General features: G+C 63.8%; 18 protein-coding genes. 12 read left to right on the top strand and 6 right to left on the bottom strand.

What is annotated here, in order from left to right:
- Nucleotides 1-122: 122 nt before the first annotated feature.
- Genes lptB through lptC form a run of 3 tightly spaced genes read right to left on the bottom strand, consistent with a single transcriptional unit; the run spans nucleotide 123 to nucleotide 2240 of the window.
- Nucleotides 123-941, bottom strand: coding sequence for an LPS export ABC transporter ATP-binding protein (gene lptB / locus NKI24_RS01595; RefSeq protein WP_292664962.1), 819 nt, complete (start codon nucleotides 939-941; stop codon nucleotides 123-125).
- The gene (locus tag NKI24_RS01600; protein ID WP_352448322.1) at nucleotides 941-1540 is read right to left on the bottom strand and encodes an LptA/OstA family protein; all 600 of its coding nucleotides are present in this window, start codon (nucleotides 1538-1540) and stop codon (nucleotides 941-943) included. The genes lptB and NKI24_RS01600 overlap by 1 nt, the downstream gene beginning before the upstream one ends.
- Nucleotides 1527-2240, bottom strand: a complete 714-nt coding sequence (gene lptC / locus NKI24_RS01605) for an LPS export ABC transporter periplasmic protein LptC (RefSeq protein WP_352742966.1) — start codon at nucleotides 2238-2240, stop codon at nucleotides 1527-1529. The genes NKI24_RS01600 and lptC overlap by 14 nt, the downstream gene beginning before the upstream one ends.
- 308 nt (nucleotides 2241-2548) lie before the next feature.
- On the opposite strand from lptC, the gene sppA reads away from it, so the two are divergent.
- From sppA to lhpI, 4 genes are all read left to right on the top strand, one after another.
- Complete coding sequence (gene sppA / locus NKI24_RS01610) at nucleotides 2549-3505, top strand: signal peptide peptidase SppA (RefSeq protein ID WP_352448324.1); 957 nt, start codon at nucleotides 2549-2551, stop codon at nucleotides 3503-3505.
- Nucleotides 3506-3586: 81 nt separating this feature from the next.
- On the top strand, nucleotides 3587-3871 hold the full coding sequence (locus NKI24_RS01615; RefSeq protein WP_023675261.1) for an integration host factor subunit beta: 285 nt from the start codon (nucleotides 3587-3589) through the stop codon (nucleotides 3869-3871).
- 47 nt (nucleotides 3872-3918) lie between these two features.
- Nucleotides 3919-4251, top strand: a complete 333-nt coding sequence (locus NKI24_RS01620; RefSeq protein WP_352448325.1) for a LapA family protein — start codon at nucleotides 3919-3921, stop codon at nucleotides 4249-4251.
- A 52-nt stretch (nucleotides 4252-4303) separates the two neighbouring features.
- The gene (lhpI, locus tag NKI24_RS01625) at nucleotides 4304-5272 is read left to right on the top strand and encodes a bifunctional Delta(1)-pyrroline-2-carboxylate/Delta(1)-piperideine-2-carboxylate reductase (protein ID WP_352742968.1); all 969 of its coding nucleotides are present in this window, start codon (nucleotides 4304-4306) and stop codon (nucleotides 5270-5272) included.
- Nucleotides 5273-5384: 112 nt separating this feature from the next.
- On the opposite strand, the gene NKI24_RS01630 is transcribed toward lhpI, so the two are convergent.
- Nucleotides 5385-5753, bottom strand: a complete 369-nt coding sequence (locus tag NKI24_RS01630) for a VOC family protein (RefSeq protein WP_352448327.1) — start codon at nucleotides 5751-5753, stop codon at nucleotides 5385-5387.
- Between the two features lie 86 nt (nucleotides 5754-5839).
- Nucleotides 5840-6523 (bottom strand): helix-turn-helix transcriptional regulator, encoded by a 684-nt coding sequence (locus tag NKI24_RS01635; RefSeq protein WP_352448328.1) that lies wholly within the window; start codon nucleotides 6521-6523, stop codon nucleotides 5840-5842.
- Between the two features lie 106 nt (nucleotides 6524-6629).
- Here NKI24_RS01635 and NKI24_RS01640 point away from each other — a divergent pair, with 106 nt between their 5' ends.
- The 7 genes from NKI24_RS01640 to olsB all read left to right on the top strand — a co-directional run bounded on the left by NKI24_RS01640 (nucleotide 6630) and on the right by olsB (nucleotide 14075).
- A complete protein-coding gene (locus NKI24_RS01640; protein ID WP_352742971.1) occupies nucleotides 6630-7115 on the top strand; it encodes a DUF1772 domain-containing protein in 486 nt (161 codons plus the stop codon).
- An 88-nt stretch (nucleotides 7116-7203) separates the two neighbouring features.
- On the top strand, nucleotides 7204-8265 hold the full coding sequence (locus tag NKI24_RS01645; protein ID WP_352453977.1) for an RsmD family RNA methyltransferase: 1062 nt from the start codon (nucleotides 7204-7206) through the stop codon (nucleotides 8263-8265).
- Nucleotides 8266-9129, top strand: coding sequence for a TrmH family RNA methyltransferase (locus NKI24_RS01650; RefSeq protein ID WP_352448331.1), 864 nt, complete (start codon nucleotides 8266-8268; stop codon nucleotides 9127-9129).
- A gap of 26 nt (nucleotides 9130-9155) precedes the next feature.
- Nucleotides 9156-9632, top strand: coding sequence for a signal peptidase II (gene lspA / locus NKI24_RS01655; RefSeq protein WP_352448424.1), 477 nt, complete (start codon nucleotides 9156-9158; stop codon nucleotides 9630-9632).
- A 51-nt stretch (nucleotides 9633-9683) separates the two neighbouring features.
- Nucleotides 9684-10673, top strand: coding sequence for an acrylyl-CoA reductase (NADPH) (acuI, locus tag NKI24_RS01660; protein ID WP_352742974.1), 990 nt, complete (start codon nucleotides 9684-9686; stop codon nucleotides 10671-10673).
- 88 nt (nucleotides 10674-10761) lie between these two features.
- On the top strand, nucleotides 10762-13050 hold the full coding sequence (locus tag NKI24_RS01665) for a hybrid sensor histidine kinase/response regulator (RefSeq protein WP_352448333.1): 2289 nt from the start codon (nucleotides 10762-10764) through the stop codon (nucleotides 13048-13050).
- A 149-nt stretch (nucleotides 13051-13199) separates the two neighbouring features.
- Nucleotides 13200-14075, top strand: a complete 876-nt coding sequence (olsB, locus tag NKI24_RS01670; RefSeq protein WP_023675251.1) for a l-ornithine N(alpha)-acyltransferase — start codon at nucleotides 13200-13202, stop codon at nucleotides 14073-14075.
- Between the two features lie 9 nt (nucleotides 14076-14084).
- Here olsB and NKI24_RS01675 read toward each other — a convergent pair whose 3' ends face one another.
- Nucleotides 14085-14717 carry a trimeric intracellular cation channel family protein gene (locus NKI24_RS01675; protein WP_352742976.1) on the bottom strand — a complete coding sequence of 211 codons (633 nt, stop codon included), beginning with the start codon at nucleotides 14715-14717 and terminating at the stop codon, nucleotides 14085-14087.
- Between the two features lie 75 nt (nucleotides 14718-14792).
- On the opposite strand from NKI24_RS01675, the gene NKI24_RS01680 reads away from it, so the two are divergent.
- On the top strand, nucleotides 14793-15443 hold the full coding sequence (locus tag NKI24_RS01680) for a TetR/AcrR family transcriptional regulator (protein WP_352448335.1): 651 nt from the start codon (nucleotides 14793-14795) through the stop codon (nucleotides 15441-15443).
- Nucleotides 15444-15478: the final 35 nt, after the last annotated feature.

Here is a 15478-nt window from a genome sequence, read left to right on the forward strand (position 1 = left end):
CGGCTTTTGCTTGTCAAGGCGAGGAGCGGTGAAACTCGCCTGTCGGAGCGTTTTCAGGCAGAAAATTGAAGAAAAAGCTGCTGGACTCCGCCGGAAATCCCGCTCGAGCCGGAATTTCGCACTTAGAGCGTAAATCCCTCGCCGAGATAAAGCCGCCGCACATCGGCATTTGCGACCACTTCGTCGGCTCGACCATGAGTCAGCACCTGGCCGGCATGGATGATGTAGGCGCGGTCGATCAGGCCAAGTGTCTCGCGGACATTGTGGTCGGTGATCAGAACGCCGATGCCACGTGCCGTCAAGTGGCGCACGAGCTGCTGGATGTCGGCGACGGCGATCGGATCGATGCCGGCGAAAGGTTCGTCGAGCAACATGTAGGCGGGGCGGGTTGCCAAGGCGCGGGCAATTTCGAGGCGTCGCCGCTCACCGCCGGAGAGCGACAGCGACGGAGCCTTGCGCAGATGGCTGATGTGGAATTCCTCGAGCAATTCGTCGAGCAGGCGCTCACGCTCCTTGCGGCTCTTTTCGACCACTTCGAGCACGGCCCGGATGTTTTGCTCGACATTCAGGCCGCGAAAAATCGAGGCTTCCTGCGGCAGATAGCCGATGCCGAGACGGGCGCGGCGATACATCGGCATCGACGTGACGTCGAAACCGTCGATTTCGATCGTGCCTTCATCGACCGGCACCAGGCCGGTTACCATGTAGAAACAGGTCGTCTTGCCGGCGCCGTTGGGGCCGAGCAGCCCAACCGCCTCGCCGGCGCGCACGCCCAGCGTCACGCCGCTGACGACTTTGCGGCCCTTGTAGCTTTTGGTCAGCCCCTTGGCGATCAAGGTTCCCTTGAACTTTGCCGCTTCGACGGTGACCCTGGCCGGTGCCGCAAGTTTGCTGGCGGCACGCCCTGGAAGACGCGCCAGCAGCGACGATATACCGGTCATCAGGGTTTCGCTGCTCCAGACTTCGCCGGCGGCGTGATCGACATCATGACGCGGCCGCCGCAAGCGTCGACCTGAGCAAGGCCGCTCTTCATCTGCACGGTAAGCTTGCAGCCGACAAGCACGTTGTCGCCTTGCGAGAGCACGACCTTGCTGCCCGAAAGCACCAGCACTTCGGTCTTCATGTCGAAGGTGCCGCGGTCGCCGGTGGCAACCTGATTGTCCGATTTGATGTAGACCTTATCGTCGACCTCGAGATGGTCGATGTTGGCGGATCCGGTCATTGCCGCGGCACCCGCCGGCTGGGCGCTTTTGGCGGCGCCTGCATCCCTGACGTAATAGACCGTCATTTTGCCGGCCTTGAGCACGGTTGGACCCTGGACGACGTTGACGTTGCCGGTGAAGACGGCAACGCTTTCCGCTTGGCGCACCTCGAGCTTGTCGCTTTCGATCTGGATCGGCTTGTCGCCCGACAGCCTGAGGCCGGACATTTGGCTGGTGGCACTGGATTGCGCCAGCGACGGCGCCGTCCCCAAGGTCAGCCCCAAGGTTAGCAACGCCGAAATCGCGGCGAGGCGCCGTGCCGAACTACTGAACCGCATTGGTCTCTCCGCTCTTTGCCTCTGCCGCCTTCAAACTGGCGGGATCGATGTCGACGCGCACCTTGTTCTCGAAAACCAGGACCTTGCCATTGTCCTGGACCGACATCGAATCCGCCCTGATCCGCGACCCGCCGCGGCTGACATCGACGGGCTCGCTTGTCTTCATAGTGCCTTCGCCCATGTCGAGATAGACTGATTTGAATTTTGCCACCACACCGTCCGTGGTCGACACGGTCACATCGCTGGTCAGGCTGAGCGTGTTGCCGTCGCGATCATAGGTGCCGTGCGTGGCATCGATGGCGGCCGTGTTGTCGGCCGCCATCGGCAGCTTGGCCTTGATGCCTTCCAGATCGATGATGCCTTGTTTGCTGACATCCTGTATGGCGCGCAGGGCTGTCATCGAATAGGGCAGGTTCTGTTTGGTGAAGCCGTTGAGCTTGGGGTTGGCCATCACCAGCTTGCCATCGGCAAAGGCGCCGCCGTCGGCCTGCACCTCGATTGCAGCAGGAGCCATGAGATAGGAATAGACGGGAAACGCGACCGCAATCACGGCAGCGACCAGCGGCACGGCCAGCTTGAGGATACGGACCCGGCGCGAATGACGCTGCGCAACGTCAAACGCGTCGACCCGCGCCCGGCCTGCGGCCTTGGGAGCCAACTCCGTCTCGGTGTTGGTCGGTTCGATTGGTCCCGCTAACATGACTGCTTCTTCTAAACCCCTGCCCGCCAGGCCGCCCTATAGGTGGGGTGCCGGCGCCCTCAAGCAAGCACAAGCCGAGGAAAACCGCAAAAATGTGACAGCCGCCCCTGTACAATGAAAATGGCCCCAGCGCAGCCTGTACCTCATACCAGATATGGGCGCACAGTGTTAGAGCCTGTAGAACGTGACAGGTTGAGGCTTGTCGCGAATGCCTAAGACGGCCTTTGGCGCAAGGCCGTCAGGAAACGGTAGCCGGGCGCGAATGGTTGCTTTAAAAGCATTTGCTCCCACCGACTACGAGGCTGACCATGGCATTGAGAGCCGACGACCTGATCGACCGCCGCCGCTTGCGCCGCAAGCTGACATTCTGGCGTGTCGCGGCGATTATCGTCGCCGCAGCCGGGCTGATCGCCTTTTCGGCGTGGATCTATGGTGACGACTTCACCGGCGCGGCTGTCGACCACATCGCCAAGGTCAAGATCGAAGGTACCATCACCGAAGACGAAGAACTGATCAAGCGGCTGGAGGCAATCCGTCAGTCGCCGCGCGTCAAGGCTGTGATCCTGTCGATCGATTCACCCGGCGGCACCACCGTCGGTGGCGAATCGATCTACGAGGCAGTGCGCAAGCTCGCTGCCGACAAGCCGGTGGTGGCCGAGGTCGGCACGCTCGCGGCTTCGGCGGGCTACATGATCGCCACCGCGGCCGACCATATTGTCGCACGCAAATCCTCGATCGTCGGCTCGATCGGCGTGCTGATCCAGTACCCGGACGTCAGCGGCCTCATGGACAAGCTCGGCGTCAAGCTGGAGGAGGTGAAATCCTCGCCCTTGAAGGCCTCGCCTTCTCCCTTCAAGCCGACCAATGACGATGAGCGCGCCATGGTCCGCAAGCTCATCCTCGACAGCTACGACTGGTTCGTCGGCATCGTCGCCGAGCGCCGCAACATGACCAAGCCGGACGCGCTGGCGCTCGCAGACGGGTCGATCTTCACCGGCCGGCAGGCGGTCACCAACAGATTGATCGACGCGGTCGGCGGCGAGGCCGAAGCAATCGACTGGCTTGCAGGCAAGGGTGTCGATGCCAAGCTCAAGGTGGTGGAATGGAAGGACACGGAAAAACGCGGCGGTTTCCTGTTCTCCAAAGCGATGGCGCAGACCGTCGGTGCTGCGCTTGGCCTGGCCGGCCATGACGGCGACGTCCTTCACGAAATTGGAGCGGACCGCTTGTTTCTTGACGGTCTCGTTTCCGTCTGGCACCCTTGAGGAACCGCTTGGGACGAGTGAAAAACCAAATAAAATCATTCTGATAATTTCGGCGGCACTGCTTTTACGGGGAGCCTTTTCATGATCAAATCCGAACTTGTGCAGATCATCGCCACGCGTAATCCGCATCTTTTCCTGCGCGACGTCGAAAACATTGTCAGCGCCATCTTCGATGAAATCACCGACGCGCTTGCCGAGGGCAACCGGGTCGAGTTGCGCGGCTTCGGCGCGTTTTCGGTGAAAAATCGTCCTGCCCGCACCGGCCGCAACCCGCGCACCGGCGAATCCGTAGAGGTCGAGGAGAAATGGGTACCGTTCTTCAAGACCGGCAAGGAATTGCGTGAAAGGCTGAACGGAGGCAAATAGGCGCGGCGCCCGCCACCGCTGGTGCCTTTGCTTCCGAACGGAAAAACATGTTTAATCGCTTTCTCCTCATCGTGGTTTTCGTGCCGCTGGCCGTCATCCTGATTGCGCTGGCCGTAGCCAACCGCGAACCGGTGGCCTTCACACTCGATCCGTTCAATCCCGGCAATCCGGCGCTGACGCTGACCGTGCCGCTCTTCATTTTCCTGTTCCTGGCGCTGGCCATCGGCATGATCGTCGGCAGCCTGGCGACCTGGATCAAGCAGGGCCGCTACCGCAAGCTGGCGCGCCAGCGCGGCGCCGAGGCAGAGAACCTGCGCCAGGCGGTCAGCCGCGCGCCCACCGGGTCGCAGAGCCCAGCCTTGCCGAAGCCGACGAACTGAGCCGCGGCTCGGGCCTGAAGCACAACCGGCCCAGTTCTCCACGGAGCCTTTCATGCTGACCATTTCCGCCGCCGAGGTCGACCGCGCGCTGACCTTTTCCGGGCTGGTCGAGACGTTGCGCGCCGCCTTTCGCGATGGCGCCGTGCAGCCGGTCAGGCACCATCACACGGTCGAGCGGCCCGATGGCGCCGCCTCGACGCTGCTTTTGATGCCGGCCTGGACCGACTTCAACGCAGCCGGCACCTCGGCCGATGGCCATATCGGCGTCAAGATCGTCACCGTGTCGCCTGACAACAATGCCGTCGGCAAGCCCGCGGTGATGGGGCTTTACCTCTTGCTCGACGGCGCCACAGGCGAGCCTCAGGCCTTGATCGATGGCCAGAGGCTGACACAGTGGCGCACGGCCTGTGCCTCGGCGCTGGCTGCCTCCTATCTGGCCCGCGAGGACGCATCGCGGCTGCTGGTGGTCGGCGCCGGCGCGCTGTCGCCATTCCTTGCAAAGGCGCATTCGGCGGTGCGTCCGATCAAGAACATCTGCATCTGGAACCGCACGCCGGCGAATGCCGAAAAGGTCGCGGCAAAATTGCGTGCCGAGGGTTTTTCGGCCGAAGCAGCAGGCGATCTCGACGCCGAACTCGGCCAGGCCGATATTGTGTCATCGGCGACCATCACCACCACGCCACTGATCAGGGGCGCCCTCTTGAAGCCCGGAACCCATGTCGATCTGGTCGGCGGCTTCACGCCGGCGATGCGCGAAAGCGACGACGACGCGATTGCACGCGCCCGCGTCTATGTCGACACCCGCGCCGGCGCCACCAAGGAAGCCGGTGACATCGTCCAGCCGCTGGCCTCCGGCGTTCTGAAGCCGGAAGCCATCGTCGCCGACCTTTATGAACTCACGCGCGGCCAGAAAAAAGGCCGGCAGAACGACGACGAGATCACGCTGTTCAAGTCGGTCGGCGCAGCCCTCGAGGACCTCGCCGCCGGCATTGCCGTGTATCGCGCAAGCGTAGGGCAGTAGGGCAGGAGGGCAGTAGGGCAGTAGGGCAGTAGGGCAGTAGGAAACCGCACTGATCGTGCGGCGCCGCGCCAGCTATGTTTCCTGTCACGTACTCCCCTACTGCCCTACTGCCTTACTCCCTTTGCCAATAAACCCGCAGCCGGTGGCGGTCGGGATCAAGCGCGACGAAGGTGCGGCCGAAATCCATGTCGGTCGGCGTCTGCAGAATTTTCAGCCCGCGGCCGGCCCACTCGGCATGGGTGGCGTCGACGGCACCCGGCGTGTCCAGCGCAAAGACGATCTCGGCGCCACCGCCTGCTGCCGCAGCGGCCGGTTCCACGGTGTGACGCGACCAGAGGCCGAGCTTGAAGCCGTTGTCGAGCACGAACAGCACGAAGGTCGGCGAGGTCTCGACCGGCTGCCGCCCAAGCAGCGCGCTATAGAAGGCGCCGCTTTGCTCAGGCTTGTCGACATAGAGGATGACGAAATTGGGCGGTGTCATGAATTGCTCTCCAGATGGTTTCGACTGGAGGAGCATACCGTATGCCACTGCCAGATTCTGGCAGCAGTCTCAACTGAGCAGCAGCCTTAGCTTGGCGTGTCGAGCGTCGCCCGCCATTCTTTGAGCAGCACCTGACGGCGGCGCGGATAGCGCATCTCGGTGGCATTGAGGCCGGATATCCGGTCGGCGCGAAAGTGCCTGAAATCCTGGCGCATCTCGCACCAGGCCGCGACGACGCGCACCTTGTCGAAGAAGCCGAGTGCGAACGGCCAGACGGTGCGCTCGGAGGCAGCGCCGCCGGCGTCGCGATAGACAAAGATCAGCTTGCGCTCCTCGCGGATGGCCTGCCGCACCACACCGAGATCGATGCCTTCGGTGACCTCGGTGCGCGACCCGACCAGCAGCGTCGAGGCATCGAGCTCTTCGCGCAAATCGTCCGGCAGCACCGCGGCGATCTTGGCCAGCGCGTCGGTGGCGGCGTTCGCAAGCCGCCAGTCCGGCTGCTTGGCCACCCAGCGCGAACCGAGCACGATCGCCTCGATCTCCTCATCGGTGAACATCAAGGGCGGCAACATGAAACCGGGCCTGAGCACGTAACCCAACCCCGCCTCGCCCTCGATCGGCGCGCCCTGCCCCTGCAGCGTGGCGATATCGCGATAGAGCGTGCGGATCGACACACCCATTTCGCCCGCAAGGCTGCGGCCGCTGACCGGCCGGCGATGCCGGCGCAGGATCTGGATCAGGTCGAGCAGGCGTTCAGCACGGGACATGAATCATGACCTAGTTTCAATCACGATAGAGCCCCAGCACTTTCGGCGGCAAGCGACATGGTGGCGGACGGGAACGTCTGCGCCCCGACGCCGTTGTCTGGCCATTATGGATATACGCGGGTTCCTGTTGTTCTGGTCGGTTTTGACCGCAATCGTCGCTGCGCTCAGCCTCGGACCATCCTTCGCCCATGTGCTGGAATCGGTGCCGCGGCTGACCAGATGGCCGCCTTCGCTCTGGCGTGAAACCACTGTCTTCAACGCTCAGTTCCAATTCTTCGCGATTGTCGGCGCACCGCTGGACGTGGCCGCGATCGCCTGTCCGGGGCTTCTCGCCTGTATGCTGCGCAGCGACCGCCCGGCATTCTGGTGGATTTTGGCCGCCACCGTGCTTTATCTGATGGCCCTCGTGGCGTGGTTTACCCTGGTCAAACCGGCAAACGATGTCCTGGCCACCTGGGTGCCTGGACCGATCCCGGACAATTTCGAAAGTATCCGGAGCCGCTGGGAAACCGGCCATATGGTCGTCACCGGCTTCAAGGCCGTTGGTTTCATAACGCTCGCAGTCGGCCTGCTGTCGATCAGGCGCGGCTGATCCGGTTGCACACGTCGGCAGCCCTTTTGTTGCGCCGGTCAATGTGCTGTGGCAGAAGCGGCGAGCCGCCTTCCGGAGATGCGCCTTCTTGAAACCTTTTCGCGACAAACGCCGCGACAGCCGCCCGCCCGCGAAGGGCGGGGCGGAGCAGCCGCGGCGGCGCGACGCCGGCCTGACCGCCGGTTCGGAGCCTAAACTGCAGGACCGGTCCGAGCCGAAAGCCGCGCCGCGCCCTCTATCCCGCCGCGATGGCGCGCTGCCTGCCGAACATCTGCCGCTGATCCTCGAGGTCGGCCCCAATCAGGACTACGCGCTGCTCGACAGCGGCGCCGGAGAAAAACTCGAGCAATACGGCCCCTACCGCATCGTACGGCCGGAGGGCCAGGCGATCTGGCAAAAGGCTTTGCCGGCCAGGGACTGGGAGCGCGCCGACGCCATTTTCACCGGCGATACCGACGAGGAAGGCATCGGCCGCTGGCGCTTCCCCAAGACGCCGCTCGGCGAGACCTGGCCGATGAAGCATGACGGCATAGATTATCTCGGCCGCTTCACTTCGTTTCGCCATGTCGGCGTCTTTCCCGAGCAGGCCTCGCACTGGGACCACATGGCCGGACTGATCGCGGCGGCAAAACGGCCGGTGAAGGTGTTGAACCTGTTCGGTTACACCGGCCTTGCCTCCTTGGTGGCGGCGCGTGCCGGCGCCGAGGTCACCCACGTCGATGCTTCCAAGAAGGCGATCGGCTGGGCGCGCGAAAACCAGGAAATGGCGGGCTTGTCGCAAAAGCCGATCCGCTGGATCGTCGACGATGCCGTGAAATTCGCCGAGCGCGAGGAGCGCCGCGGCAGCCGCTACGACATCATCCTGTTCGACCCGCCCGCCTATGGCCGCGGACCGAAGGGCGAGGTCTGGCAGCTGTTCGAGGACCTGCCGGCGCTGACCGATATCTGCCGCGCGATCCTGACGCCGAAGCCGCTCGCCGTGGTACTGACCGCCTATTCGATCCGCGCCTCTTTTTTCGCCATCCATGCCCTGATGCGCGACACCTTCGCCGGCATGGGCGGCACGGTCGAGTCGGGTGAATTGATCATCCGCGAGAAGTCTGCCGGTCGGGCGCTTTCGACCTCGCTGTTCTCACGCTGGGTGGCCTGAATGAGTGCGTACGAACGGCACGCGGGCGCGCCAGGGCAGGTGAAGGAAGTCACCAGCCTCGCCAACCCGCTGGTCAAGGACATCAAGGCGCTCGCGCTGAAGAAATTCCGTGACCAGCAGAATGCCTTCATGGCCGAAGGCCTGAAGCTGGTCATCGACGCGCTCGATCTCGGCTGGTCGATCAGGACATTGGTCTTCGTCAAGGCCGGACGTGGCAATACGGCGGTTGAAAAGATCGCGGCGCGCACGGTCGCCGCCGGCGGCACCGTCCTTGAAGTTTCGGAAAAAGTGCTGGTCGCCATCACCCGCCGCGACAATCCGCAAATGGTCGTCGGCGTGTTCTCGCAGAAATTCCTGCCGTTGAAGGACATCCGCGCCCGTGACGGTGACGTCTGGGTGGCGCTCGACCGCGTCCGCGACCCCGGCAATCTCGGCACCGTCATCCGCACGGTCGACGCTGTCGGGGCCAGGGGCGTCATCTTGGTCGGCGAGACCACCGATCCCTTTTCGGTCGAAACGGTGCGCGCCACCATGGGCTCGATTTTCGCCGTGCCGGTCGCCAAGGCGTCGCCCGAAGCTTTTCTCGCCTGGCGAACGAGCTTTCCCGGCCTCGTCGCCGGCACCCATCTGAAGGGTGCGGTCGACTACCGCTCGGTCGATTTTTCAAAAGGCCCGGTGCTTTTGATGATGGGTAACGAGCAGCAAGGCCTGCCTGACGAGCTTGCCGCAAGCTGCGACAAACTGCTGCGGATACCGCAGGCCGGCCGCGCCGATTCGCTCAACCTTGCGGTGGCCACCGGCGTCATGCTGTTCGAGATCCGGCGCGGCGCGCTGAAGCTCGTCCCGGAGGACGCCAGATCGTGACATCTCAAACCGTGAAACTGCAAACCATGAAGTCCTGCAGGCCGTATGCTCTTCTGGTCGTCGCCGCGATAGCGCTCGACCAGTGGGTGAAATACCTAGTCGAAACCGGTCTTGCCTTTCAGGAACGGCTCGACCTGCTTCCGTTCCTGGCGCTGTACCGCACCTACAACACCGGCATCGCGTTCTCGCTGTTTTCGTCCTTCGGCGACACCGGCCTGGTGGTCGTCGCGGTTCTGGTGGTCGCTTTCGTGCTCTACCTTGCGGCCCGCACGCCGCCGGGCCACCTGCTTGCCCGCATCGGCTTCGCGCTGATCGTCGGCGGCGCGCTCGGCAATCTGATCGACCGCGCTATCTACGGTCATGTCATCGACTATATTCTGTTTCACACGCCGGTCTGGTCCTTCGCGATCTTCAACCTCGCCGATGCCTTCATTTCGGTCGGTGCCGTGCTGGTCGTCTTCGACGAACTCATTGGCTGGCGGCGCGGAGCGTCGAGCGATTGACCTCACTCGCCTGGCGCCGCACATTCTGATCTGCAAGCCCGAGGAGAAAAAATGCCCGAAACCTTCAAAGCCATGCTCGTTTCGCGTGACGCCGAGAAAAACCAGTCAATCGCGGTGACCGAGCTTACCGAGGCAGACCTGATGGAGGGCGACGTCACCGTCGCGGTCGAGGCGACGACGGTGAACTACAAGGACGGTCTTGCAATTACCGGCAAGGCGCCGGTGATCCGGCGCTGGCCGCTGGTGCCGGGCATCGATTTCGCCGGCACCGTCATCTCGTCTTCCAATCCTGGCTGGCGCAAGGGTGACAAGGTCATATTGAACGGCTGGGGCGTCGGCGAGACGCATTTCGGCGCCTTTGCAGGGCGCGCCCGCGTCAAGGGCGACTGGCTGGTGCCGTTGCCGGACGGCATGAGCCCGCATGATGCGATGGCGGTCGGCACCGCCGGCTACACCGCCATGCTTTGCGTCATCGCGCTGGAGCGGCACGGCATCGTGCCCGATCGCGGCCCGGTGGTGGTGACCGGCGCTGCCGGTGGCGTCGGCTCGGTCGCGGTCTCGATCCTGTCCAGCCTCGGCTATCACGTCATCGCCTCGACCGGCCGCGCTGCCGAAAGCCCCTATCTGATCGACCTCGGCGCTGCGGAAGTGATTTCACGCGACGAGCTCGCCCAGCCGGCAAAACCGCTCGCCAAGGAACGCTGGGCCGGCGGCGTCGATGCGGTCGGCAGTCACACGCTGGCCAACGTTCTGTCGATGACCTCCTATGGCGGCGCCGTTGCCGCTTGCGGCCTCGCCGGCGGCATGGACCTGCCGGCCAGCGTCGCCCCCTTCATCCTGCGCGGCGTCTCGCTGCTCGGCATCGATTCGGTGATGGCGCCGAAGGCGGTCCGCCTCGAGGCCTGGCGCCGCATCGGCGCCGATCTCAACCACGCAAAGCTTGCCAGCCTGTCGACGAGCATCGGCTTCGACGGCATCATCGGCGCCGCGCATGACATCGTCGAGGGTAAGATCCGCGGCCGCGTGGTGGTGGATATGTGAGCCCCCAAGGGATAAAAAAGAGCGCGACCGGTAAAATTCGAGCGATCAACCACAACCTTCGATAAGCTCTGTCTGGCAGGATTTCCGTATGATTGCGGAACCCGGCTTCAGAGAGGCGGAACCAGCCGAACGGGCCGATGGGACGGCCCCCGCGGCGCCAGGACGGCAGCTTGTCGCCGCGCCACCGCTGGCGCCGGAACTGCCGGCCTCCAACCGCGAAGGCCTGCCCTTCCTGACGCTCGTCGCCATCGTCGTGCTGGCAGGCTTTTCGCATCTGACCGGGGCGCCGATCTTCATCACCATCGGCCTTTTGGCGACAGCCATCGCCGGGCTCGCCATGCATCTGCGCAACAGGCGCACCGAGCGCCGCGCGGTGGCCCTGCTCGATGCCACGACCGCCCGCAGCCGCGCCGAAATCGAGACGCTGGCCGACCGCATGTGGGAGATGCAGGAGAGCGAGGAGCGCTTTCGCGGGCTGATCGATGCACTCGGCGATCTCGTCGTCCATCGTGACCGCGACGGCCACATTGTCTACGCCAACAAGGTTTTCGCCGACCTTGTCGAAACCGACCAGCGCGACCTTGCCGGCAAGACCCTGGCCGAACTAGGCATCGATGTCGGCATCGTCCCCGACGCCGCGTTTTCCGATCATGAATGCCTGAGTTCCACCGACGTCGCCATTCGCACGCCGGACGGCCCACGCTGGTTCTCTTGGATCGAGCTGTCGGTGCGCGACAAGGACAGCGGCGCCGTTTCGCATCGCGCCATCGCCCGCGACATCACCGCTCGCAAGCGCGCCGAATCCTCGCTGATCACCGCCCGCGAGCGGGCCGAATATGCGAGCCAGGCCAAATCGCGCTTCCTCGCCACCGTCAGCCACGAGATCCGCACGCCGATGAACGGCATCATGGGCATGGCCCGGCTTCTCGCCGACACCAGCCTTTCGCCCGAGCAGCGGACCTATGTCGGCGCCATCTCGACCTCGGCCAGCGCGCTGCTGGCGCTGATCGAGGACCTGCTCGACTACTCCAAGATCGAGGCCGGCCGCTTCGATCCCGAACCGCAGCCGATGTCGGTGCGCGAGATCGCCGACAATGTCATCGAGCTTTTGGCGGCGCGGGCTTTTGCCAAGGATATCGGCCTCGGCTGTCATGTCGAACCCGACGTGCCGCAGCTGATCACCGCCGACCCCGGCAGGGTCAGGCAGGTGCTGCTCAATCTCATCGGCAACGCCGTCAAGTTCACCGACAGCGGCGGCGTCCTGGCAAGCATCGCCCGCGTCCGCACCGAAACCACCGACCGCATCCGCTTCAGCATCACCGACACCGGCCCCGGTCTGCGCGAGCAGGACATGGAGCGCATATTCGAGGACTTCGAACAGGCTGACGGCACCTCGACCCGTGCGCATGGCGGTGCCGGCCTCGGTCTCGCCATTTCCAAGCGCCTGGTGACCGCCATGGGCGGCACTATCTCTGTGTCGAGCCGGCTTGGCCAGGGGTCCGAATTCGTCTTCGAGATTCCCGCTATTTCCGCCGTCGAGGCGCCGCAGATCCGCCAGGACGCGCTGTCGGGCCGGCATGCGGTGATCGTGTCGAAGAACCTGGTCGAGGCCGAAGCCCTCGCCCGCACCATTCGCGCCAATGGCGGCACGGTCGATCTGGCCACCGCCGCCGCCCAGGCCACCCCTTTCGCCGAGAGCTGCGACGTGCTGCTGATCGATGCTGCCATGGAGCAAAGCGACGGCAGGCTGCTCAGGCGCCTGCGCCAGAGCGGATTTGCCGATTGCGAAGCAGTGACGCTGATCGCACCGACCGACCGTGGCATGCTTGGCGAGTTCCGTGCCAATGGTTACGCCACCTTTCTTGCGAGGCCGGTGCGCGGCGAGACATTGCTGCGCGTGCTTTTGACCAGCCACGCGCCGGTCATCGCCGAGCCGCAACTGCAAAGGCGCGGCGCGCAGGCGGGGCACGCCATTGGCGCCCGCCAGCAGGGCCTGTCGGTGCTGATCGCCGAGGACAACGACATCAACGCCATGCTGGCCCGCGCCACGCTGCTGAAGGCCGGGCATCGCGTGAAAGTGGTCGGCAACGGCAAGGCCGCCGTCGAGGCGGTCATCAGCACCGGCCACAAGCACCGTTACGACGTGGTGCTGATGGACTTGCATATGCCTGTCATGGACGGCCTGGACGCCATCGCCGCCATCCGCCGCCATGAGGAGGAGACCGCGGTGCCGCCGGTGCCGATCATGGTGCTGTCGGCCGACAGCCAGGAAAAGACCCGCCACGCCGTGCTCGCTCACGGTGCCAGCGGCTTCGTCACCAAGCCGCTCGACCCCGATGCCCTGGTTCATGCGGTCGAAGGGCAAGCGGCCGCCTGAGGCACAACATAGACGGTTGATAGATTACCCAGCCGACGAAGTATTGCCCGCAGAGCCGTATCACGGTACTGTCACAATCCTGTTGCACCTACACCGTATCCCCGTGCCAAGAGGGATGGCTCGAAGGAGAATCACTCGTGCATACAGTCATGCCGGAATGTGATGCTCGGCCGAACGCCAGCGGGCCTTTGCTCGTCGGCCGGAACGCCGATGCCGTCATAAAAGGCGCATCGCTCGGCCGCATCGGCAATCTCGAAGTGCGGCTCGCCCGCAACGAGGCCGAGATCGCTGCCGCGCAGGAAGTGCGCTACCGGGTGTTCTACGACGAGCTTGGTGCCAGGAAGGACCTGTTCCAGATGCAGGACCGCCGCGATGCCGATCGCTTCGATCCCCTCTGCGATCATCTGCTGGTCTTCGATACTTCGCTTTCCGGCCCCGAGCATCGCCGCATCGTCGGCACCTACCGCCTGCTGCGGCAGGAGATTGCCGCGGCCGCCGGCGGCTTCTATTCCGAAGGTGAATTCGAGCTGACCAAGCTGATCGCGCGGCATCCCGGCCAGCGCTTCCTCGAGCTCGGCCGCTCCTGCGTTCTGCCGGAATACCGCTCGAAGCGCACCATCGAGGCGCTGTGGCAAGGCATCTGGGCCTACATCAACCATTACGGCATCGGCGTGATGACCGGCTGCGCGTCGTTCCACGGCACCGTGCCGGCGGCACATGCGGAGGCGCTGACCTATCTTGCCCACCACTGCCGGACGAATTCATCCTGGGATGTGCGCGCCGTCGCCGGGCGCTATTGTTCCATGGATCTGATGCCGATCGAGGCGGTCAATACCAAGGCGGCGATCGCCGCGATGCCGCCGCTGGTCAAGGGCTATCTGCGCGTCGGCGCGCGCATCGGCGACGGCTGCGTCATCGACCGTGAATTCTCGACGGTCGACGTGTTCGTGGTGATGCCGGTCAAGGAGATCGGTGCCCGCTACGTCAATTATTATGGCGGAGAAGCGCAGCGGTTTGCGGCCTGACACCTTAAATCAGGGAATATCTTCCGGACGCCGGCCAGGCTTGCTTTTGTAGGACGGAAGGGCCCAGCCGAATTTCAGCGCGCCGCCGCGTACGCAGAAAGCCGCCATGAAACCTGCCAGGCCCGACGCAAGCGGCGGCAGTCCGGCGAAATCGCCAAGTGTGTAGAGGCCGGCGCCGGCAAGCGCTGCGGTAACGTAGATCTCCGGTCGCAGGAGCACCGAAGGCTCGCCTGTCAATAGATCGCGCAGAATGCCGCCAAGGGTTGCGGTGAGCATGCCGGTGACGATCGAAACTGCAGGTGACCCGGTGATCGTCAGCCCCTTGGCCGCGCCCATCACCGAAAATGCGGCAGGACCTATGGCGTCGAGCCAGAGCAGCAATTTGTAGCGGGACTCCAAACGATGTGCGCTGAAGAAGACGACGACCGCCACCGCTGCACAGATTAGCACATAGTCGCGGTTTCCCACCCAGAACACGGGCACGTTGAGGATGACGTCGCGAAACGTTCCGCCCCCGATGCCGGCAACGCTAGCCAGAAACAGGTAACCGATAATGTCGAGCTGTTTGCGCGAGGCGGCCAGCGCACCGGTCGCCGCGAAGACGGCGACGCCGGCATAGTCGAGAAGCTCGATCGGGTTCATGGGGTGAATAATGAAATAGCGAGTGGGGAATAGCGAGTGGCTCCTGCGAATCTGGATTGACTCCAGGTAAATTAAATGATTGAATTGTTCATTCAATTATTTAAGTGGACGTCTATGTCCCCTCGCCGCTACAGCATGGGTTCCCGGACTGCCGCCTTCGCCAAGACGAGGCAGCGCATTCTCGACGCGACAATCAAGCTGCACACCCAGAACGGCATCTTTGGCACGACTTGGAAGGACATCGCTACGGAAGCCGATGTCGCCGTTGGCACCGTCTACAAGCATTTTCCTACTCTGGATGACCTGGTGCCGGCGTGCGGCGAAGTGCTGATGGAGCGTCTGCGTCCTCCGTCGCCCGAATCGGTGACTGAGATAATCGGCGGGGCGACGCACCCTAAAGAACGGTTGCGCCGGGTCGCCAACGAGCTGTTCGCCTTCTACCACCGTGGCGGACGGCATCTCGAAAGCGACCTGCGCGAGCGCGAGCTTCCAGCCATGCGGGAATGGGAGGAATACCTGCGACACATGGTGGCCGGATTCGTGCGCGAGGCCCTGGCCAACGACGGTCCCGGCGATGATGTCGTGCAGGCAATCAGCTTTCTATTCGACTTTCCGACGTTCAACGCGATGCGGATACGCGGCATGACGGTGGACCTCGCAGTCGAAACGGCAACAGAAATGGCGCTCTGCTGGCTCAAAGGCCAAGGCCGAACGAGCACGTCTTGAGCGAACAGAATGCGGGAGGCGAAACAAAGGTCAGG

The sequence above is a fragment of the Mesorhizobium sp. M0701 genome (genome assembly GCF_040320365.1).
In the GTDB taxonomy this organism is placed as follows: Bacteria; Pseudomonadota; Alphaproteobacteria; order Rhizobiales; family Rhizobiaceae; genus Mesorhizobium.

What these genes read in the sequence shown, in the direction of transcription:
- NKI24_RS01630 (WP_352448327.1), bottom strand. Translation starts at nt 5,753, where the DNA reads ATGACACCGCCCAATTTCGTCATCCTCTATGTCGACAAGCCTGAGCAA.
- NKI24_RS01635 (WP_352448328.1), bottom strand. Translation starts at nt 6,523, where the DNA reads ATGTCCCGTGCTGAACGCCTGCTCGACCTGATCCAGATCCTGCGCCGG.
- lptB (WP_292664962.1), bottom strand. Translation starts at nt 941, where the DNA reads ATGACCGGTATATCGTCGCTGCTGGCGCGTCTTCCAGGGCGTGCCGCC.
- NKI24_RS01640 (WP_352742971.1), top strand. Translation starts at nt 6,630, where the DNA reads ATGGATATACGCGGGTTCCTGTTGTTCTGGTCGGTTTTGACCGCAATC.
- sppA (WP_352448324.1), top strand. Translation starts at nt 2,549, where the DNA reads ATGGCATTGAGAGCCGACGACCTGATCGACCGCCGCCGCTTGCGCCGC.
- NKI24_RS01650 (WP_352448331.1), top strand. Translation starts at nt 8,266, where the DNA reads ATGAGTGCGTACGAACGGCACGCGGGCGCGCCAGGGCAGGTGAAGGAA.
- NKI24_RS01680 (WP_352448335.1), top strand. Translation starts at nt 14,793, where the DNA reads ATGATTGAATTGTTCATTCAATTATTTAAGTGGACGTCTATGTCCCCT.
- lhpI (WP_352742968.1), top strand. Translation starts at nt 4,304, where the DNA reads ATGCTGACCATTTCCGCCGCCGAGGTCGACCGCGCGCTGACCTTTTCC.
- NKI24_RS01615 (WP_023675261.1), top strand. Translation starts at nt 3,587, where the DNA reads ATGATCAAATCCGAACTTGTGCAGATCATCGCCACGCGTAATCCGCAT.
- lptC (WP_352742966.1), bottom strand. Translation starts at nt 2,240, where the DNA reads ATGTTAGCGGGACCAATCGAACCGACCAACACCGAGACGGAGTTGGCT.
- acuI (WP_352742974.1), top strand. Translation starts at nt 9,684, where the DNA reads ATGCCCGAAACCTTCAAAGCCATGCTCGTTTCGCGTGACGCCGAGAAA.
- NKI24_RS01600 (WP_352448322.1), bottom strand. Translation starts at nt 1,540, where the DNA reads ATGCGGTTCAGTAGTTCGGCACGGCGCCTCGCCGCGATTTCGGCGTTG.
- NKI24_RS01675 (WP_352742976.1), bottom strand. Translation starts at nt 14,717, where the DNA reads ATGAACCCGATCGAGCTTCTCGACTATGCCGGCGTCGCCGTCTTCGCG.
- olsB (WP_023675251.1), top strand. Translation starts at nt 13,200, where the DNA reads ATGCCGGAATGTGATGCTCGGCCGAACGCCAGCGGGCCTTTGCTCGTC.
- NKI24_RS01620 (WP_352448325.1), top strand. Translation starts at nt 3,919, where the DNA reads ATGTTTAATCGCTTTCTCCTCATCGTGGTTTTCGTGCCGCTGGCCGTC.
- lspA (WP_352448424.1), top strand. Translation starts at nt 9,156, where the DNA reads ATGAAGTCCTGCAGGCCGTATGCTCTTCTGGTCGTCGCCGCGATAGCG.
- NKI24_RS01665 (WP_352448333.1), top strand. Translation starts at nt 10,762, where the DNA reads ATGATTGCGGAACCCGGCTTCAGAGAGGCGGAACCAGCCGAACGGGCC.